Genomic DNA, 19,868 nt, shown 5'->3' with positions numbered 1-19,868 from the left:
AACTCAGTACCATAGGGCTGTATTTCAAGGACGGCCTGTATGAACGACTTAAATGGAGTAGCCGCTATGAGTATCATTAAAGATCTGTCCTTTCGTTTTAAGCTGATTTTACTGGTGTTGCCAGCGTTGCTCGGATTGCTCTACTTTGCAGGCCTGAACATGCTGAACCTGACTGAAGTCAGAAGCAGTTCTGCCGATATTCAGCAGCTTGTATCGATTTCCTCTTATAACAATGGCTTGGTTCACGAACTGCAGAAAGAACGTGGCGCTACTGCCGGCTTCTTAAACTCCAGGGGTGCAACATTTGGTGACCTGCTGAAGGGCCAACAGCTGCACACTGACAGTGCACTGACCGACAGAGAAAACTTTCTTGGTAGTCTGGAAAATTCTGTTGAGCACCCTCAGGTCAATAACCAACTAAAGAACATTCGCTCTGAGCTTAATAAACTCAAAAATATTCGCCAGCAAGTTAATAACCAAAACATCTCAGCTAAAGATGCCATCGATTATTACACTGCCCTCAATACCCGGTTGCTATCGGTGACAGCTGTTATCGCTCAGCTATCTGAAGATGGACTAACGGCCAATCAGCTTCAGAGTTATTACAACTTTCTGCAAGGAAAGGAACGGGCCGGTATCGAACGGGCAGTGCTCAGCACAGTCTTTAATATGGATCAGTTTAATCAGCAGACCTACAAGCACTTTATCGAGCTGGTCACTGAACAAGACACTTATTTTGATACATTCAGCAAGTCAGCATCATCAGAACACCTGCAGTTTTTTAATACCAGCATGAACGATCAGTCTGTGATAAATACCTATAACATGCGTGCTAAAGCGTTGGAGAAATCATCCACTGGGCAGTTTGGTATCGACAGTAGCACTTGGTTTGATCAGTCAACGGGACGGATAAACCAACTCAAACGGGTGGAAGATCAGTTAACCGAAGATGTGCTTTCGCTGACTGCCCGACGATACAGCAATGCAAACCAGGCAGTGATAGTGAATGGAACCAGCGTCCTGGTGTTGATACTTATCGTTATTACATTTGGATTCGCCCTGGTGCGCGGACTCACTCGTCAACTGAACAGTCTCAGCAAATCGATGATGGAGGCCTCAGAAGAGAGGCTGCTGTCAGCACGTGCAGAGGTGCTATCTCAGGATGAGCTGGGGAAAATTGCGGAACAATTTAATAGCATGATCTGTATTTTCGAAGGAATCATTCAGGAAATTGGCAGCAAGAGTGACCAGCTGGCTACGATTTCCGAAGAAACCTCATCATCGGTGGATAATAACCACAGAAATCTCGAAAGCCAGCGTGCTGAAACAACAATGGTAGCCACCGCAATGGAAGAGATGACAGCGACAGTGCAAGAAGTGGCCAGCAGTACTTCAGCCACAGCAGATGCCGCTAATCATGTTGATAAGGTAACCGAAGATGGCGTTGAAATCGTAGCAAATACAATTGATAAAATTGACACTCTGGTTAAAGAAATGAACCACGCCAATCAACGAATTTCGGAGCTTAATGTAAGTAGCAACAATATCTTTGCTGTTGTTGATGTGATCAAAAGCGTCGCGGAACAAACCAATCTTCTCGCCCTTAATGCGGCCATTGAAGCCGCAAGAGCGGGAGATCAGGGCCGAGGGTTTGCAGTAGTCGCCGACGAAGTTCGTTCTCTGGCACAACGGACTCAGGAATCCACCACGGAAATAGAAACTCTGATCAGCAAATTCCAGGATGATTCCGGGCTGGTATCAACAGCTATCAACAATTGCACATCAACAGCAACCAGTACAGCTCAGAAAGCCCATGATATGGAAGAGAAGCTTAGCGAAATTCAATCTGCAGTATCTTCAATCAAAGGAATGAGCCAACAAATCGCTGCGGCAGCAGAGGAGCAGGTTGCGGTAACAAATGAAATTGCTCAAAATATTCGCAGCATTAACGATCTTTCAGACGAAACGACAGAAGGAGGCCAGCAAATATCCCTGGCCGCCAATGAACAAGCTTTGCTCGCTTCAGGCCTGCATGATTTATCCCAAACCTTCAAGCTGTCAAACTCAGCCTCGACCCGCTAAAAACGACTTTCAAATCGGATCGGGATGGTGATAGTCGAAGCGGGCCCCAGCCCCGAAAGCGACTGCGGGGCTTTAGCCTTTGGAAAAGCCGTTACTCCGTTCCAGCAAAGAGGTCAACTCGCTGGCTGGAACGGGCCGACCAAAGTAATACCCCTGCAGCTCTTCACAGTCATGATCACTTAAGAAGTTCTGCTGTTTCTGGGTTTCCACCCCTTCGGCAACGACCTTTAGTTTCAGTTTGTGAGCCATTTCTATAATTGCCAATGTGATATCAGATGACTCCTCACTGGTACCAATATCACGTACAAATGAGCGGTCTATTTTAATACGGTCTATCGGCAATCGTTTGATATAACTTAAAGATGAATACCCTGTACCAAAATCATCGATGGATAACCCTACCCCCATTTTTTTCAGCGCAGCAAGCGTATCCGTTGCGATATCCAAATCCCCTATCAATGAGCCCTCTGTCACTTCAAGCTCCAGTAGCGAGGGTGGCAGCGCGGTAGAATTCAGGATCTGCCTGACATTCTCTACCAGGTGCGGATCAACAAACTGAACTGCTGACAGGTTTACAGCCATTCTGATTGAACCGATTTTCTGATCTCGCCATTGCTGCCCCTGAATACAAGCCTGTTCCAGTACCCAGTTTCCGATAGGTATAATAAGCCCGGTTGCCTCGGCAACCGGAATAAATTCGTCAGGGCAAATAGCCCCAAGTCGACTATTCTTCCAGCGAAGCAGTGCCTCTACTCCAACCACCTGACCCTGCTCTGCCAGCACTTGTGGCTGGTAATAGACTTCCAGTTCATTATTGCCAAGGGCCTGACCCAGCGCCTGCTCCAAATCATAGCGCTTTAAAGTTTCCCTGCGAAGGTTGGCAGAGTAAAACTGTAACCGGTTATGGCGGTCCTCTTTAGCCTGTCTCATCGCTGAATAAGCATTACTGACCAAAGACTCAGCATCCTCGCTGTCCGAAGAGCAGAGAGTCACACCGATACTGGGAGGTATTAAGAACTGTGATTCTTCGATCAAAAAAGGACGCTGTAACAATTGCACTAATTGCTTTCCCAACGGTTTCATCGATGTAGAAGTACGATGCCGTTCAACCAGAACACCAAACTCTCCACCGCTTAAACGCGCAACCTGGCTGTCAGCCCCTGCAATATGCTTAATACGTTCAGCTACCATTTGCAGGAGTCGGTCACCGCAGGCAAAGCCCAGACGATCATTAACTGTTTTAAGACGTCCCACATGAATGACCATCACGCCGAGTGTATGACCTTTTCCTCGGCCTGCACGGATTGCCTCCTGAACTAATTGATGAAACATCGTCCGATTTGGAAGTTTCGTAACCGGATCACACTGTTCATGCTGTTTCAGTTGCTCACTCAGTTGATGGGTTGAACGGGTAGAAGACTGTAAGTTGAACCAGACACCGCAAAAATAGCTGAATACCAGAACAACCAGGACGGTAACTGGTGGAAACCAGAGATGCCAGAAAGTAAACATCAATACGGAGGTGACAATGGCAACGGCAAGGGAAACAAGTAGACCAAAAGGAGCAAATCTTGCCGGTGGAAGAAAAATAAACAGAGCAGCACTCAGAATAAGTACGACTGTCAGAAAGGTTTGCTGATACTTGTCCAGTGTCGTTATTCCTGCACCAGAAAGAATTGTATCGACTGCATTAGCGTTGACCTCAACACCATGCATACGCACGTGAGAACCGGTTGAAGGAGTTGAGAGCGCATCACCCAGTCCGGTAGCTGTGGAACCCACTAATACAATCCGATCCCGGAATACCTCAGGATCAAGCCGTTGCAGCAATACATCGACGAAGGATATATGTTGAAAATGCCCCGGAGGCCCCGCAAACTGAATCAGCAATGGATCACTACGCACCCAGCCATGGGGGCGTTGAACCAGAGACTCTGCTGCGTCCTCCATACCAATAAAATCAACTGAACTTTTATTTGACAGTTCTGGACGAGCCAGACGCACCAATGCCAAAGCCATTGCAGGCCAACGCGCATCACCTAACCCTGCATTAAGGAACAGGCTGCGGCCAACACCATCCTCATCCAGCTCAAAATCGACATGACCCAGAGCAGCGGCCGATTCAGCTAACAGCGGCAGGGGCAATGATTCCTGTATATCATGCTCGACTGCGGTTGCCTTTGGGGCAACAGCCAATACGACTTTGCCATTACGCTGAATAGCGTCCGCGAGCATTGCATCAGCTTCAGGATCAGTTTTCTCTTCTTCCAGAAAAAGAATATCAAAACCCACAGCAGCCACGTCACTTTGCGTTAGCACATCCAGCATTACAGCATGAACTCTGCGGGACCAGGGCCAGCGCCCCAGTTCCGACAAGCTCTTTTCGTCAACTGAAACAATCACCACTTCATCGACTGAGTGAGACTGAAATGCCATAAGAGAATCATAAAATATCAGGTTCAGTCGATTAAAAAGCCCCAGAGAACCCAACGTCAGTGCCACAACAATTGATATGGCGCCCCAGATCAGCGGGCCTGAAAAACGATGTATCCAGTCGATGAACATGACTAAAACAGCAAGCCAAAAATTCCTGGAACGACGACAAACAGCCAGCCTTTATCGGGGGGTGGATAAATACGCTGACGGGTTCCCCAGGGGCCCTGATAACCATCGGGCTCTATAGCACGGATACGCATAAAACGTAGATTACTGTATTCCCGTTCGAGCCATATGCGAGGCTCGGAAACAGTTTCATCCTGCAACAACGGATCAAATTCCTCGTTCGAGGCTACCTGAACCTGGTAAGTTTGCCCCGGTCCTCCTTTACTCCAGGACGCCAGTACCGAATCGCTGTTAACACTGAGTTCAGGCTCTGGTTTAACCGGAACCGGTTTCACCACGACTGTTCGGAAAGGCGCAAAGGGTCCTTGCTCGCCATCCTCAGCAATAGTAGCAAGTCGCCAAAAATAGGTTCCGACCCGGGCCGTATCCTGAGATTGCAATGTTGTCCTATCCAGGCTGTCATCATCTATTAACAGCTGCTCAAACCGCAGATCAGAAGCAACCTGCAATCGATAGCGATGCGCTCCGGTAACGGCAGTCCAGCGTAATTCAGGAACAGTTCCGCGTATCACTTCACCATCGGCAGGCTGAAGAGGGACCGGAGGTTCCGGATGAGCATCCAGATGAATTGTCCGCTGAGCATTCAACCCTTCAAGCCCCAACTGATCAATCGCTCTCAGTCGCAGGAAATAATGTCCATCGGGAAGGTCTGGAAATTGGATTCGGTTCGAAGAGCTGGCTCGCTGCCAAAGCAGGGTATCAAATGTACTTTCAGCCGAAACCTCCACACGATACCCTTTTGCAAGAGGGTTAGCCTGCCAGGTAATGGGCCAGGAAATACGCTCTAACTTATCGGGTACTGCATCAATGACCGGCGATTGCAGCAGTTTCTGAGGCTGTAAGGGAGCCTTTCCCCGCTCTACAACAGTGCCAAAACCGGCAGAGATCAGTTCTCGTTTCGCTCCAGCAGATACACTGACCTGCCCCCCGATAACTTCGACTCTGGATGTCGCACTGTTATCGGCAGCGGTCCGATAAACGGTGCCCCGCACTGCACTGATGGCCGACGGAGTGTGAATTTCAAAGCGGCTTCCCGGGCCGCTGGCCCGTTTGGCTTTGGTATCAATACGGCCCTGCTGCAAACGCAGACGCGAATCCACCATTCCGGTGTCGCCATAGACATTGAGGTGATCCAAAGAGACCTGGCTTTTCTCGTGAACAGTAACCGTCGTCCCATCGGCAAAGCGTATTGTAACAGTCGTCGAGTCACCGGTTTCCAGACGATCCCCCAGATGAAGCAGCGTATTGGCAGCTACCGGAAAATATTGATCAGCGCCCGATTGAAGTAATCGTACCTCCCCGATCACAGCGGTAATAACAGCAGGGGCCGGTTCCACCCGAATCCAAGCCAAAGGGATACGTAACCTCGTACCCGGTTTGATCATATTCGGATTCTTGATGCCATTGATTTTCTGTAATTGTTTCCAGTAACTAAGCTTATTCAGGTAGGTCGCACTAAGAGTCCATAATGTATCACCATCACTAACGGTATAGACCCACTCCGACGCAGAATTCGCCGGATTAACATAAGAGATTCCAAACAGTAAAGTTACTAACCAAGTACGCATTGAGCGCCTGAAACAGGTCAGCATCATATCCCCTTCCTCCGACTCCATAGAGTTGCCAATCAGTACCAGGCTTCCTCATTGATTAGAGAACCAACATATTTCAGTGCACTATCTTCCTGGCTGGCAACAGAATGCCAGCCAGGTCAATCCAGCCTCAGCAACATGACAGGTCCTTTCCTGTAATTTAGCCAGCATAAAAAATCGAGCGGACAACCACGATAAAACCCGCCCTTCGGGACCTTCCGTGGTCTAACTGTTTGTTTTCAGTTTCCTGAACTACCGGTATCCACAAATGTACCTACAATCAGCGTAGTTGTATCTCCAGCTATTTGCCCGTTTTCAATCCGACAATTGCACACTGAAAAGACAGCGCTTTGATCAGTCTGCTGCCGGAAGAATATCCATTATCACTGCTGACACCTGTTCAAGACCTTGCTGATCAGCAGTCGCCAAATGAAGCCTCCTGATGAAAGTAGCAAATTCACGCAAAATTGATGATTGTTGGACAATCTACAAAAACATGCTAAAGTTCAGAATCTCTGAATGAGATCCCATCGAAGGCGATGATGAATACACAGCTTTTCAGATCGCCACCGAATAAAACAAAAAAAGAGGTATATACAATGGGCGTCCGTACTGATTGGCCGACCTTTAGCGCCACACTAGTGGTTCTTCTCGGCATCTGTGTTCCATTGCTGGTTATGCAAGAGCAGGCGAATGATTTTATAAACGCCGCATTTGGAGTGATGACTTCAAAGTTTGGCATACTTTATCTTTGGGGAGGTATTGCCGCTGTCGGCCTGCTGCTATGGCTGGCTATGAGCCGATTCGGAGCAGTAAAGCTGGGAAGCCCGGAAGACCAGCAAGAGTTCACCTCCTTTAGTTGGGCAGGTATGCTGTTTTGCGCAGGAATCGGTTCCGGTATTCTTTATTGGGGCACCATCGAGTGGGCCTATTACCTGCAATCCCCTCCTCTGGGCCTGGAAGCCAACTCAGATAAAGCTGCCGAATGGGCCGCAACTTATGGCATGTTCCATTGGGGTATTACTGCCTGGGCCTTTTATGGTGTACCTGCCATCCCCCTGGCCTATCTCTACCATGTACGCAAACAGCCAACCCTTAAGTTAAGCGCGGCCTGCGAAGGCGTATTGGGAAAACACGCCCGCGGCCCGCTGGGTCGAGTGATTGATATTCTTTTTATGTTCGGTCTGCTGGGAGGTGTCGGAACCAGCCTTGGTTTGGGTACTCCGATGGTTGCTGCCGGTCTCAGTGAAGTATTCAGTATTGAGAACTCGTTTGGTCTGAGCATTTTTGTCATGCTTCTGTGCACCGTCATCTTCGGAATCAGTGCCTATTCCGGCCTGAAAAAAGGCATCAAAATCCTAAGCGATATCAACGTCTGGCTGGCGATTGCACTGCTTGTTTTCATTGTCGTGGCAGGTCCTACCTTATTTATTCTTAAAACCACCACCAACGGTCTTGGATTGATGTTCCAGAACTTTATCCAGATGAACTTCTGGACTGATCCCATTACCAATTCCGGTTTTCCTGAGGGTTGGACTATCTTTTACTGGGCCTGGTGGATCGCTTACGGACCTTTTATGGGGTTATTTGTAGCCAAGATCTCTCGTGGTCGCACCATCCGTCAAGTCATCACTGGTATGCTGGTTTTTGGCAGTCTGGGTTGCTGGGCCTACTTCGGTGCGTTAGGCAACTATGCCATGCACCTGGAGCTGAACGATATTCTATCGGTCACCAGCCTGCTCAACGACAATGGAGCGCCCGCAGCAATCATCGCGGTGATTAACTCTTTGCCGTTATCCACCATCGTATTGCCACTGTTCTGTATCCTGGCTCTTATCTTTCTGGCAACTCAATTTGACTCTGCTGCCTACACCATGGCCGCAGTCGCCACCACCGAACTTCAGGAAGATGAGCATCCAGCTCGCTGGCAACGATTATTCTGGGCTTTTGCTTTGGCCGGTTTGCCATTGAGCCTGATGTTTGTCGGAGGTTTAAAAGCATTGCAGACAGCAGCGATTACACTGGCCCTACCGCAACTGTTTATCACAACAATTATGGCTATATCACTTGTTCGCTGGTTACATCATGACGAACGCCATGGAATTCCTGCTGTTGGAACCTCCAGCAGTGAAACTCCACCCACCCTGACTGCCTCCTCTGTAGCCACTGCTCAGTAGGCCTGCCAGGACGGCAGTCTGATGCAACAAAGATTGTCGTCCAAAACTCATTCAGACATCTATAAAGAGTGGAATCTGTTGATGAAAGAACTTGTAATCAATAGCGCTGAGTTATTCGTCGTTGGCCCTGACGTAACTCGCTGCCGGCTGGCAGCAGATATGGGCGAGGTCTATGAAACCCTGACCCTGCTTCGACTGAAAACTCGCTGCGGACTGGAGGGCATGGCTGGAATCACCACCTATTCGGAGCACTGTTTCGACGAGGCTCCGGGCGCAGCACTGAAGCCTTTACTAGCGGATTTGATCGGTGTTAACGCCTGGGACACTGACGCAATCTGGGGCCATTTAATGACACGCTACAACAGTATGACACCTAAGCCTCAATCGGCCATAGATATCGCATTATGGGACCTGAAAGCCAAAGCCATGGATCTGCCTCTTTACCAGTTACTTGGAGGTAGCCGGGATCATATCCGTTCCTATGCAAGCACCCCGTTTCTGGATACTACGACAGCCTATGTAGACTTTGTCCATAACTTACAACAGCAGGGCTTTAATACCGTAAAGTTTCATGTCTGGTGCGATCTGGATCAAGACTTGGCGCTGCTGGACACCATTGACAGAACATTTGGTCATGATCTGGCCTTTATGATCGATCTGGAAGAACGCTATAGCCGGCAGGATGCCCTGGTGATTGCCAAAAGACTGGAGCGGATGAATTGTATCTGGCTCGAAGCCCCCATGGTCGATACAGACCTCGCGGGTTACGCGGAGCTACGTCGACACACCAGAGTACCGATACTTCCAGCAGGTAATACACTGTTATCACCCGGGTTAATGACCCTTGGAATAGAACAACGGTCCTGGGATGCCCTAAGAACAGATGTTACCTACGCAGGAGGCTTCACTGCTACTCGTACAATCGCAGCGCTGGCCCAGACCCATGACTTACCGCTGGAACTGCAATCCTGGGGCTATACCCCAACACAGGCTGCCAATCTGCATCTGATGCTGTCCATTCCTAATGCAACCTACTTTGAGCAACCCGTTCCCCAAGCCAGCCATGAAGCCTTTTGTCTGACCCCGATTCGTACTGAAGATGGCATCGCTAAGGCCCCTGCTGGAGCCGGACTCGGAATTGAAATGAACTGGTCGCAGATAGATAAACAGGCGATCTGGCAATATCAGATCGGTGGATAGCGAATGAAAATCACCAATATTGAAGTCATTGAACTCAGAGTACCTGGCAGACGAAAACTCGATCTGGATCCGACAAATAACGGTTGTCTGGTACAGGTCTCAACTGATGCTGGAATCACCGGAACATCTGAAGTGGATAGTCTTCCCTCCGTGATTAAAGCGATCGTCGAAGCTCCACCCCGGATCAATACGCTAATGGGTCTTAAGTCCATTCTGCTGGGTGAAGACCCCACTGATATTTGCCAACTATGGCATAAGATGTACCACCAAACCAGCTACTGTGGCCGTCGTGGTGTGGTTATGCATGCAATCAGCGGAGTGGATATCGCTCTCTGGGACATACTTGGAAAACTGGAAGGTAAACCGGTACACCAACTGCTGGGATCTGTCCAACGAAAAAAGTTACCAGCCTATACCACAATTTATCCGCTCGGATGTACAACAGATGAAGTGCGACGCTCCATCGACATCGGACTCGCATACCCGGTTAAAGCGCTGAAAATTGCCATCGATCCCTTTTGGCGGGAGCAGACTGATCTCGCTATTGAGTTGCTGCAGGCAGCCCGTAAACATGTCGGTCCAGACATGCAGTTAATGCTGGATGCCACTGCCAGCTTTAGTCACTATGAGGAACTGGAACCACTACTACCAGCCCTCAGAGATTGCAATGTACACTGGCTGGAGGCTCCTTTTCCTCTAGATGCCATCCATCAGCATCGACGGCTCAGTAACTGCGGGATTGCCATTGGAGCTGGTGACACAGGCCTGACCGCCCCTGCCGAATGGGAATCAATGTTTGATGAAGGGAAGATCCAGATTGCTCAGCCGGATATCAGCTGGGTAGGTGGCTTTACCGGACTCCAGAAGATTGCTGAAATGGCTACAGAGCGTGATTGCCGACTGGTCCCCCACGGTTGGAATACCGATCTGACCCTGGCCAGCAATCTACACTTCCTGGCACAGCATGAAACTGAAGAATGGGCGGAGTTTTCCACGTCCAGCTCTTTGTTACGCTGGGAATTAACCGAGGAGAACCTGCAGATCGATCCACAGGGAATGTTATCCGTGCCGGAAACACCAGGTCTTGGTATCAATCTCAACCAGAAAACCATTGAGCGCTACCGGGTCAGCTAAGCTGCCGACCCGTCCGTACCAGCGATAAACGAACCAAGCTTAAAACCTAAGCAGATCAGCTCCCAGATCACTTCCAGTGTTTTGTATGGGATCAGCTATGGAGGGTCAGTTCTTCCTGTAATTGCTCAAAACCCGTGATGTTCTTAACCGCTTCCTCTTCAGCCAACTCACCATCACCGTTGCAGATAGCCGTTACCAATGCCTGATGGCTTTTGCCAACCAGATGCGGATCAAAGGTACGGTTAGCGGCTGCTATATAGGCTAGAAACTGGTTTTCAACCAAACGATATTGCTGAGCCAAACGCTTATGGCCCGATAAATCGATGATCGTTCTGTGAAGATCCAGGTCTGCCCGGGTTATCGCCTGCAAGTCATCTCCTTGACAAAGAGCTAACAGCCGTTGAAATGAGAGCTGTAGCCGACTGATACCTTGATCACAGATTTTTCCGGCAGCCAGCCGGGCAGCCATTCCTTCCAATGTAGCTCGCAAGGTATAGAGTTCCCAGATATCCTGATCATCCAAACTGGAAACAGACCACCCCGCATAGGGAACCTGAGTAACCAGCCCTTCCGAGCCCAGTTGATGTAGCGCAATACGAATGGTTCCCCGAGATAACCCATATTCTTTTGCGAGCGCTGTCTCGATCAGTCGGGTCCCCGGAGTCAGATCACCATTGGTAATATCCTGACGAAGCAAGTCCGCAGCCTGATCCTCCAGGCTGCGTTTATTAATTATTTCTGATTTTTTCATCTAAAAGAAAAAAGTCCGATTGGAGTTGTCAGATTGATCGACAATTGTATCAAAACTACCGCGCTATAACGGCAGAAAATCACCCTGCCCTTGGGCAATCATTTACGGCTGGGCAGTATCAGATTCTTTCTCAATGGTTACTGTCAGTTCCTTAGCATCCCCTGCAAACCATTTTTGAACATAAATTGACCCTACAACCGGCGCTCGACCATCCTCGACAACTTCCTTATATCGAACACTGTGCTTCACTTCTTTTTCTATCTCGAATTTAACCCGAATGGACATAGTCTATTTCTACCCTAAGCGACAAAATGCAAACTCTACCCTATCGTTGAGGGAAAATACTACGGAGATGACTGCAAGTGCCTATATTCTGAAGCAAGTACCGATATTCTGAACAAGGGAACCTGCATCGTTGCCAGGCCCCTGAAATTTTCCCTGTAAAATCAAGGAAAATTATCTCGACGGTACTACAGTTTATAACAACAAAAGTTGAGAGCATAAATAAACTGAGGCAGGCCACGCAGAGATTACGAAATGAGTGAAAAAACGGAAGTACTGAATGCGATAGAAAAGAAGATGAACATCCCTTCTGATGCGGCACTTTACTGGTACCAGAATAAAATCCTTCAACCGCTGGGAATGACTGCAGAGCAAGCAGTTGATGCGGGTCTGACACAGACAGTCCTTGAGCATATTCAAAGAATAACGGAAAAGGGATTTAGTTGACGCCCTTGAGCAATCCTCTGGGACCTCAGGCTTTCAGGCGAGGCTTACGACACTGAAAAGAAAAACCGCGGCTGCTGCAAACAGCCGCCAACAGAGCGGGAGGAATCAGCCTAAAAGGTCAGTGGTCATTAACACCACGAACCCCCTCTGAATCCTACTTCAGAAACACAATATAGTTTTCGGTTACAGCTATTGGCCCCCAGCGAGTCAGCCCAGTAGCTTTAGTATTCTCAGGGCATCATCTCGAACATAGGGCATCGCTTTCTTGATAAAATAAAGGCGATCAAACTGATCGGGCTCTTCATTCATCAGTCGACGAAGATTGTTACCCATAGCCATACGTAGTGAAGTACCGATATTAAATTTTGATACTCTGGTCTGCTTTAATCTCAACAGATCTTCTTCTTTTATGCCCGTCGTACCATGGATGACCAATGGAATATCGCCCACCACATCCGCAATACATTCCAGCCGCTGATAATCAATAACCGAAGTGGGCGTCGTCAGACGATGAATATTACCCACTGCGATAGCCATCGCATCGAGGCCACTTTCTTGTCCGTAGCGCCGCGCCTGTTCAGGTTCCGTATGAATAGACTTGATATGATCACGCCCTTCTTCATAGGGTACCGACCCGATCTCACCTTCAACTGAAACACCAACCGCCTTTGCGACATTCACCACTTGTCGGGTACGGCGGATATTTTCTTCCAGTGGAAGTTGCGAACCATCAAACATCACTGAGGAAAACCCATAATGGATCGCCTGATAAACGATCTCCTCATCATAGGTGTGATCGAGATGAACACAGACCTTGGCTGAGCTGTCTTCAGCCAACCCGGTCAACATTCGAGCAAGAAGCTTTACTCCCATGAAGTCGGCCATGTCTTTATTAGCGGCAAGAATCACCGGTTGACGTAACTCTTCAGCAGCCTCAACAATGGCACGAGCATCTTCGTAGCCAAATATATTAAAGCAAGGCACCGCATAAGTTTGACCTGCCGCCTGAGGAAGCAGATCGTTCAGATTTACCAACATAGAAACATTCCCTACTAGAGGTGAAACAACCCTTACTTAAATTTAGCCACCATATCTTTGATACCGGGAATCGTATGCACTTGATATTCATGATGAGGATCAAAGTGCTGGCGTAACGACTTAGAATGTTCACCGACAATGATGGTAAAGTAATACATCTCATAACCCGGCGCCGCCACACAGGGGTGGTAGCCCTTATCAATGGCAATCACACTGCCATTCTTAACATGATAAACAGGACCAATATCGTCTTCATGTTGATAAAGAAACTGGGCTCCAAACCCTTGCCCGGGGTTAAAACGAAATTGATACACCTCCTCATAACGAGTCTCTTCGCTACCTCGCTCTGTATCGTGTTTATGAGCCGGAAAACCAGACCAACCACCCGCACCCACCGTAAATAACTCGCTCACCAATAAGCGCCCTCGCTTATCAGCGTTTTTCTGACCCAGAATATGCTTGATCTTACGGTGGGTTTTGGTGTCATCACTACCGTATTGGACCTGGTCGCTCTCTTCTGGGGTAATGGCAAAAGGAGCCAGCTTTTCCTCGTAACGACCACCGGCTACCAGCACATCAGCCTCTTCAGACTCACAACGGACTTCCACCTGAGCACCGACAGGAGCATAAACTGCAGCGGCATTGCCATCCCATACACTGGTTCGCTCCCCCATATGTTCAAATGTTTCTCCGTCAACAACAATAGTGCAGGTGCCAGCAGCCATCACTATAACCGACTCATAGTCATTCAATTGGTAACTATGGTTTTCGCCTTGCTTCAACACCAGCGGATTAAAATAGATCAGTGGTACCGTGTCATCGTTAACGTTGATAACAGGTTGGTTATTATTTTGGTACGCAGGAATATGTTTACCCATGCTTTTATCCTCTGGTTCCATCATCCACAGTCACCAGGACAGAGGACGAAAAATATCGATGATGCGGCGAATTCAGCCGGTTGCTGTCAGCACAGGGCCATTTCTTGTTCATGCCGGGCAATAAAAGTTTCCAGCTCTGGCAGCGTTGGCATAGCCTCTGTGCAGCTGTCTCCGCTGACATTAATAGCAGCCGCAGCGGAGCCCATCCTCACCCCTGATTGCAGATCAAGACCATTCAGCAAGGCATAAAGGAGAGCCCCGGCAAAGGAGTCACCAGAGCCAAAAGGTTTTTTCATCTTCACCGGAAAAACCCCCTGAGAAAACTGCTCACCCCAGCGGGTGTATACCTTAGAACCTAACTCACCAGCTTTAATCACCACCACCTGAGTAGCAGCAGCCAGAAAGCGATCTGCACTGCGATCATCATCCCGGTTGTCTGGATCAACCAGGCTTTCAAGCACATCGAACTCTTCCCGGTTACCGATCAGAATATCAGCCTGTGCAGCAGCCATCTGACAGTAGACAGCCGACTCTTCAACCGACGACCAGGAGTAAGCCCGATAATCGATATCCAGTACCACCAGCGTTCCTGATTCCCGCGCATAGCTGATCGCTTGTAAGGATGCTTCACGAGAAGGACTGCAAGACAATGCTGTGCCGGTGATCACCAATGCTCTGGCGTCCGCAATATAGCTTCTGTCGATATGGCCGATGTCCAGTGAAAGATCTGCCGCGTTATTCCGGTAGATAACCACTTCACATTCACTGGCTTTCATCTCGGTCACCGCCAGACTGGTTCGAGTACCGGCCCCCAGGACCTGCATTCCTTGCAGATCAACACCCTGTTGCGCAAGATAATGCCTGACGTAGCGCCCCAGACCGTCATCGGACACACAACTGATAATTCCAGCTTTACAACCCAGTTTGGCCAGCGCTACTGCGATGTTAGCCGGAGATCCTCCCACCTGTTTCTGAAAACCGCTGACTTCAACCATATCGGTATCAGCTTCCAGCGCATAAAGATCAACACCGGCCCGCCCAAGGCAGATAGCATCGATCCGGCGTTGCTTTGGAATAACTAACCCTGACATCAGAACTTCACCCATTTGCAGCCGTTATCAGCAGATTCAACGCAACGTTCCAGCAACCGGACCCCTTCAATCCCGGCATCTACATCGGGATACCAGAGATTGGCCAGTGTTGCCTGATCATCCCTGTCCGCCGCATCCATAGCCATACCAAAACGGTGATAGATGTTAGCCCAGGATTCAAAGAAGCCCTCTGCATGGCCACCACCAATACGATGACTGCCAACCCCTTCTGATTGCTGATACAAATAATCCATACCCCGCTCCAGAATACCTACCGGCTCCCCCTGGACTTCATACCGCAGTTGATTGGGGTACTCATCCCACCACTCAATACTGGCAGTTTCACCAACAATGCGAATCTTCTGTTGATGCATTGAACCGGCATTGATACCGCTGGCCCAGAGCGTCCCAACGGCACCATTGCTGTAATGCATCAGTACGTGGGCGTTATCTTCCAGTGGCGCACGGGATTTAACGAAGCTCTGGCGGCTGCAACAGAGTTCATCCACTTCAAGACCTGCCATTAACTGAGATAAATAGAAAACATGAGTGCCAACATCTCCCAGCACATAGGCTGATCCGGAAACCTCCGGGTTCATTCGCCACTTAGCTCCAGGACTGTTTTTTTCAACTTCGGTATTATGAAAACCATGGGCAAACTGCATATTGATGACCCGGACAGCCCCAATATCTCCCTGCCGAATCATTTCCCGGGCCTGATGGATCATCGGAAAACCGGTGTATCCATACATCACTCCCAGAACCCTGTTCCCCTTCCGGGCTATTTCTTTTAACTCCTGCGCTTGAGCCACGGTGAAAGTGATCGGTTTCTCACAGATCACATGAAGCCCGGCCTTCAACGCGGCCTTGGTAATTGCATAATGAGTACCATTTGGAGTGGCTATGGAAACAGCCTGAATGCCGTCCTGCCGTTGTGCTTCCTGCTCAAAGAGTTCTTTATAGTCGTTATAACAACGCTGCGGATCCAATCCAAGGTTACTGCCAAAGTCCCGCCCTCGTTGAGGATCAATATCAAAAGCCCCTGCCACCAACTGAAACTGGTTATCTCTTGCCGCAGCCGTTCGATGAGCATAACCAATTTCACTACCACGCCCGCCACCCACCATGGCCCAGCGAATGGGGTGCTGCAAACGAATCTCTTCATTAAACATCACTAAAACCTCACAAAAATGCCCTGTAAAAATACGCTAGACACCTGGACGCTGAAATCCACGACCTTCTTCAAAATTAGCCACTGCCTCAGCGGTTCGTTTATCACGACTAACCGCTGGCAAACCGACCTGCCACCAACAATCACACTCTGACCATTTATGTGGATCAACATCGACAACAATGACATAGCTCCGATCCGCTGCCTTGGCGCGACCGAAAGCCGCATCAAATTCCACCATCGAACCGATTTTTTCGCTGAGTGCTCCCTGAGCTTCAGCATGTTTAGCAAAGTCCACCCGAGGGACTTCTTCACCGGGACGTCGGCAATCTTCCAGCAGATTGTTAAAGGACTGGTTGCCGGTGTTATTCTGCAGCTTATTAATGACCGCGAACCCGCCATTATCACAAACCACTACAATAAGCTTATGACCACTCAGCACAGAGCTGTAGATATCAGAATTGAGTATCATGTAAGAACCATCACCCACCAGGACCACCACATCATTGTCTGGATTGGCTATCTTGGCGCCCCAGCCACCGGCTATCTCATACCCCATACAGGAGAATCCAAATTCAATATCGAACTTACCCAGTTGTTTGTTCTGCCAATTCATATTTAACTCAGCCGGTAGCCCACCGGCAGCCGTCAGGACGCTATCACCCGGGGCCATCAATCGATTAACCGCGCCCACCACCTGAGCATAAGATGCGGTTTCACCTTCCGCTATAGCACTACGACCAGCGCAGAGATTCTTCCAGATATCAGCTAACACCTGAGTCTTGCGACTCCACTCATCAGGCCCTTGCCAGGACCTCAGCAGCTTATTGAGTTTGATCAAGGAAGCCTTGGCGTCCCCAATAACGGGTATTGAGCGGTGTTTAATGGCATCAAACCTGGCCACATTGATGCTGATTATCTTTAAATCGGGGTTGCGAAATACCGACCAGGAGCCGGTAGTAAAATCCTGTAACCGCGTACCGATGGCCAATACCACATCTGCTTCTCTGGCCAGACTATTGGCGGAATCTGATCCGGTTACCCCAATAGGACCACCATTCAATGGGTTCTCCTGCAGCAGTGTTGCTCGTCCTGCAATAGTTTCGACAACTGGAATATTGTGCGCCTCTGCAAGTTCCTTTAACTCCTCACAAGCCAAAGAGTAATGAACACCACCGCCACTGATAATCAGTGGCCTTTTCGCCTGCTTTAAAGTGTCAGCAGCGTGCTTCAGAGCATGCTCTTCAGGTTCTGGACGACGAATACGATGAACAGTCTCGGCGAAAAATACCTCGGGATAGTCAAAAACCATACCTTGAACGTCCTGGGGAAGTCCCAGAAATACCGGTCCACAACTGGCTGGGTCGAGCATGGTATCCAACGCCTGCGGAAGGGTATGGAGCAATTGTGCCGGATGGACAACACGATCCCAGTAACGTGTTACAGACTTAAACGAATCATTTACGGTTAGTGACGGATTATAAAAATGCTCAGTCTGTTGCAGCACCGGATCAGGTAACCGACTTAGATACGTATCACCGGAAATCATTAACAAGGGTAGACGATTGGTATGCGCAATCCCCGCAGCAGTCACCATATTAGTTGCACCGGGACCGATAGAAGTAGTTGCAATACCGATACGACGTCGCTTATTTGCCTTAGCGTAGGCAACAGCGGCCATTGCCATAGACTGCTCATTTTGCCCTCTCCAGGTAGGGATCTGCTCTTCGATATTTTTTAGCTGCTGACCGAGACAAGTCACGTTACCGTGACCAAATATTGCGAAGGAACAACCAAACAGGGATTCAACACACCCATCAATTTCAACTTTTTGCGCAGCCAGATAACGAACCAAAGCCTCCGACAGCGTCAGGCGAACAGTATTCATAGATGCTTACCTTTCTTATTTTTTATACGACGATTCAGAGTTCGCCACATCCCCATCCCTTGTCGGGATTTGAAATACTATAAAATTCATCAAATACTTTTGCAAACGTTTTCAATTAAATTACTTAAATGGACTATTTACTTCGCACATCCTCTAATAATCAGCCAAATTATCGATTGACTTATTGAAATCGTTTTCATTAGTATAGAAAAATCTGAGATAATTTGTACTGACAGCAGGAATAATAAAAATGATGATCCGTCTCTCAAACGCCCCCTGCTCCTGGGGCATAGAGTTTGCCGACAATCCAGAAAATCCTCCTTATCATCATGTTATCAAGGAGATATCAAAGTCTGGATACAAAGCAACAGAATTGGGCCCGCTGGGTTACCTGCCGACGGACACACAAGAGTTAAGCGCCGCACTGGCTCCGCTTGATTTGAAATTGATTGCAGGAACTATCTTCAAACATCTGCATGATTCCAGCCGCTGTCAGGAAATTCTCGATTACACTCTGGCCACATGCCGGGTACTTGCGCCCCAAGGCGCCAAATATATGGTCGTCATCGACCATGTTTCCTCACCTCGCACGGATCAGGCAGGTCAAGCAGATAACGCCACCCGACTGACGAACAGTCAGTGGGATGAGATGATGCTAACCATCACCGAGCTGTCAAAGATCTGCCAACAGTACAACATAACACCTGTACTACACCCCCATACCGGAACCTATATCGAATACCGGGATGAAATAGACCGTGCCATGGCGGACCTGGATCCTGAACAGGTAAAGCTCTGTGTCGATACCGGCCACTGCCAATATGCTGGGATTGATCCGGCGGAATTGATCCGAAGCTATGCCGACCGGGTGGAATACCTGCACTTTAAAGACATAAAAGCTGATATTCACCATCAGGTCGTTAGCAACTCCATTGATTTTTACAGTGCAATTGCGCAAGGAATTTTCTGCCCATTAGGCGATGGTTGCGTAAATTTCAATGCCATACGCTCAACCCTGATTGACATTAGTTACGATGGCTGGGTAACCGTTGAACAAGATGTCGACCCTAAAGCCAACAACAGTGCGCTAGAGAACGCAGAAGCCAGCCGATGTTTTATTGAGGATCGAGTGATCAGAGCTGACATGACTTCTGATTAAGTGACTCCTGATCAAGAGCTGATATGACTCCCGATTAAGTGGCTCTTGATTAAGAGCAGGCATGGCTCCTGATTAACTGCCGCCAAACAGATTCTGACAATTAAAATCAGACGCTACAGATAATAAAAACAATGAGGTTTTAACCATGTCTACGACAACCACACTAGACAACGACTCAAAAGCGACCGATGAGCGCCTACGCAGCGTCTCTCTGACCCGGACGCTCCTCAATCGTCCCGAGCTGGGCTCCGCCTCGGGCGTTCTGCTGGTGTTTATCTTCTTCGCCCTGGTAGCCGGTGACTCCGGTATGTTCAATGCTGACGGAATCATGAACTGGACCACCGTTTCCGCCCAAC

15 protein-coding genes are annotated in these 19,868 nt (G+C 48.8%); 6 read left to right on the top strand and 9 right to left on the bottom strand.

Annotated elements, in window-relative coordinates:
- Positions 1-39 precede the first annotated feature (39 nt).
- Positions 40-2,082, top strand: a complete 2,043-nt coding sequence (locus BGP75_RS04710) for a methyl-accepting chemotaxis protein (protein WP_083704630.1) — start codon at positions 40-42, stop codon at positions 2,080-2,082.
- 72 nt (positions 2,083-2,154) lie between these two features.
- On the opposite strand, the gene BGP75_RS04705 is transcribed toward BGP75_RS04710, so the two are convergent.
- On the bottom strand, positions 2,155-4,647 hold the full coding sequence (locus tag BGP75_RS04705) for a bifunctional diguanylate cyclase/phosphodiesterase (RefSeq protein WP_076715831.1): 2,493 nt from the start codon (positions 4,645-4,647) through the stop codon (positions 2,155-2,157).
- 2 nt (positions 4,648-4,649) lie between these two features.
- Entirely contained in the window at positions 4,650-6,299 is a 1,650-nt protein-coding gene (locus tag BGP75_RS04700; protein ID WP_158070064.1) for a FecR domain-containing protein, read from the bottom strand.
- A gap of 596 nt (positions 6,300-6,895) precedes the next feature.
- On the opposite strand from BGP75_RS04700, the gene BGP75_RS04695 reads away from it, so the two are divergent.
- From BGP75_RS04695 to BGP75_RS04685, 3 genes are all read left to right on the top strand, one after another.
- Complete coding sequence (locus tag BGP75_RS04695) at positions 6,896-8,473, top strand: BCCT family transporter (protein WP_083704628.1); 1,578 nt, start codon at positions 6,896-6,898, stop codon at positions 8,471-8,473.
- Between the two features lie 81 nt (positions 8,474-8,554).
- A complete protein-coding gene (locus BGP75_RS04690; RefSeq protein ID WP_158070063.1) occupies positions 8,555-9,673 on the top strand; it encodes a mandelate racemase/muconate lactonizing enzyme family protein in 1,119 nt (372 codons plus the stop codon).
- 3 nt (positions 9,674-9,676) lie between these two features.
- Complete coding sequence (locus BGP75_RS04685; protein ID WP_076715826.1) at positions 9,677-10,807, top strand: mandelate racemase/muconate lactonizing enzyme family protein; 1,131 nt, start codon at positions 9,677-9,679, stop codon at positions 10,805-10,807.
- 91 nt (positions 10,808-10,898) lie between these two features.
- Here BGP75_RS04685 and BGP75_RS04680 read toward each other — a convergent pair whose 3' ends face one another.
- Both BGP75_RS04680 and BGP75_RS04675 read right to left on the bottom strand, forming a co-directional pair.
- Entirely contained in the window at positions 10,899-11,558 is a 660-nt protein-coding gene (locus BGP75_RS04680; protein ID WP_076715820.1) for a GntR family transcriptional regulator, read from the bottom strand.
- A gap of 102 nt (positions 11,559-11,660) precedes the next feature.
- The gene (locus BGP75_RS04675; RefSeq protein ID WP_076715817.1) at positions 11,661-11,843 is read right to left on the bottom strand and encodes a hypothetical protein; all 183 of its coding nucleotides are present in this window, start codon (positions 11,841-11,843) and stop codon (positions 11,661-11,663) included.
- Positions 11,844-12,095: 252 nt separating this feature from the next.
- Here BGP75_RS04675 and BGP75_RS04670 point away from each other — a divergent pair, with 252 nt between their 5' ends.
- Complete coding sequence (locus tag BGP75_RS04670; protein WP_076715814.1) at positions 12,096-12,287, top strand: hypothetical protein; 192 nt, start codon at positions 12,096-12,098, stop codon at positions 12,285-12,287.
- A gap of 207 nt (positions 12,288-12,494) precedes the next feature.
- On the opposite strand, the gene BGP75_RS04665 is transcribed toward BGP75_RS04670, so the two are convergent.
- The 5 genes from BGP75_RS04665 to iolD all read right to left on the bottom strand — a co-directional run bounded on the left by BGP75_RS04665 (position 12,495) and on the right by iolD (position 18,353).
- Positions 12,495-13,325 carry a class II fructose-bisphosphate aldolase gene (locus tag BGP75_RS04665; protein ID WP_076715811.1) on the bottom strand — a complete coding sequence of 277 codons (831 nt, stop codon included), beginning with the start codon at positions 13,323-13,325 and terminating at the stop codon, positions 12,495-12,497.
- Positions 13,326-13,357: 32 nt separating this feature from the next.
- On the bottom strand, positions 13,358-14,203 hold the full coding sequence (locus BGP75_RS04660; protein ID WP_076716204.1) for a 5-deoxy-glucuronate isomerase: 846 nt from the start codon (positions 14,201-14,203) through the stop codon (positions 13,358-13,360).
- 86 nt (positions 14,204-14,289) lie between these two features.
- Positions 14,290-15,294, bottom strand: coding sequence for a 5-dehydro-2-deoxygluconokinase (gene iolC / locus BGP75_RS04655; RefSeq protein WP_076716201.1), 1,005 nt, complete (start codon positions 15,292-15,294; stop codon positions 14,290-14,292).
- A complete protein-coding gene (locus BGP75_RS04650) occupies positions 15,294-16,466 on the bottom strand; it encodes a Gfo/Idh/MocA family protein (protein ID WP_076715809.1) in 1,173 nt (390 codons plus the stop codon). Before BGP75_RS04650 ends, iolC begins: the two co-directional genes overlap by 1 nt.
- 36 nt (positions 16,467-16,502) lie before the next feature.
- The gene (gene iolD, locus BGP75_RS04645) at positions 16,503-18,353 is read right to left on the bottom strand and encodes a 3D-(3,5/4)-trihydroxycyclohexane-1,2-dione acylhydrolase (decyclizing) (RefSeq protein WP_076715806.1); all 1,851 of its coding nucleotides are present in this window, start codon (positions 18,351-18,353) and stop codon (positions 16,503-16,505) included.
- Between the two features lie 250 nt (positions 18,354-18,603).
- On the opposite strand from iolD, the gene BGP75_RS04640 reads away from it, so the two are divergent.
- Positions 18,604-19,512: a TIM barrel protein gene (locus BGP75_RS04640; RefSeq protein ID WP_076715802.1), complete on the top strand. Its 909-nt coding sequence runs from the start codon at positions 18,604-18,606 to the stop codon at positions 19,510-19,512.
- The last annotated feature ends 356 nt before the right edge of the window (positions 19,513-19,868 follow it).

The organism is Motiliproteus sp. MSK22-1 (genome assembly GCF_001968815.1).
Classification (GTDB): domain Bacteria; phylum Pseudomonadota; class Gammaproteobacteria; order Pseudomonadales; family Balneatricaceae; genus Motiliproteus.
This window is presented reverse-complemented; position numbering and strand designations above follow the sequence as displayed.

Coding starts and splice junctions, on each gene's coding strand:
- BGP75_RS04710 (WP_083704630.1), top strand. CDS start 40: ATGAACGACTTAAATGGAGTAGCCGCTATGAGTATCATTAAAGATCTG.
- BGP75_RS04705 (WP_076715831.1), bottom strand. CDS start 4,647: ATGTTCATCGACTGGATACATCGTTTTTCAGGCCCGCTGATCTGGGGC.
- BGP75_RS04700 (WP_158070064.1), bottom strand. CDS start 6,299: ATGATGCTGACCTGTTTCAGGCGCTCAATGCGTACTTGGTTAGTAACT.
- BGP75_RS04695 (WP_083704628.1), top strand. CDS start 6,896: ATGGGCGTCCGTACTGATTGGCCGACCTTTAGCGCCACACTAGTGGTT.
- BGP75_RS04690 (WP_158070063.1), top strand. CDS start 8,555: ATGAAAGAACTTGTAATCAATAGCGCTGAGTTATTCGTCGTTGGCCCT.
- BGP75_RS04685 (WP_076715826.1), top strand. CDS start 9,677: ATGAAAATCACCAATATTGAAGTCATTGAACTCAGAGTACCTGGCAGA.
- BGP75_RS04680 (WP_076715820.1), bottom strand. CDS start 11,558: ATGAAAAAATCAGAAATAATTAATAAACGCAGCCTGGAGGATCAGGCT.
- BGP75_RS04675 (WP_076715817.1), bottom strand. CDS start 11,843: ATGTCCATTCGGGTTAAATTCGAGATAGAAAAAGAAGTGAAGCACAGT.
- BGP75_RS04670 (WP_076715814.1), top strand. CDS start 12,096: ATGAGTGAAAAAACGGAAGTACTGAATGCGATAGAAAAGAAGATGAAC.
- BGP75_RS04665 (WP_076715811.1), bottom strand. CDS start 13,325: ATGTTGGTAAATCTGAACGATCTGCTTCCTCAGGCGGCAGGTCAAACT.
- BGP75_RS04660 (WP_076716204.1), bottom strand. CDS start 14,203: ATGGGTAAACATATTCCTGCGTACCAAAATAATAACCAACCTGTTATC.
- iolC (WP_076716201.1), bottom strand. CDS start 15,294: ATGTCAGGGTTAGTTATTCCAAAGCAACGCCGGATCGATGCTATCTGC.
- BGP75_RS04650 (WP_076715809.1), bottom strand. CDS start 16,466: ATGTTTAATGAAGAGATTCGTTTGCAGCACCCCATTCGCTGGGCCATG.
- iolD (WP_076715806.1), bottom strand. CDS start 18,353: ATGAATACTGTTCGCCTGACGCTGTCGGAGGCTTTGGTTCGTTATCTG.
- BGP75_RS04640 (WP_076715802.1), top strand. CDS start 18,604: ATGATGATCCGTCTCTCAAACGCCCCCTGCTCCTGGGGCATAGAGTTT.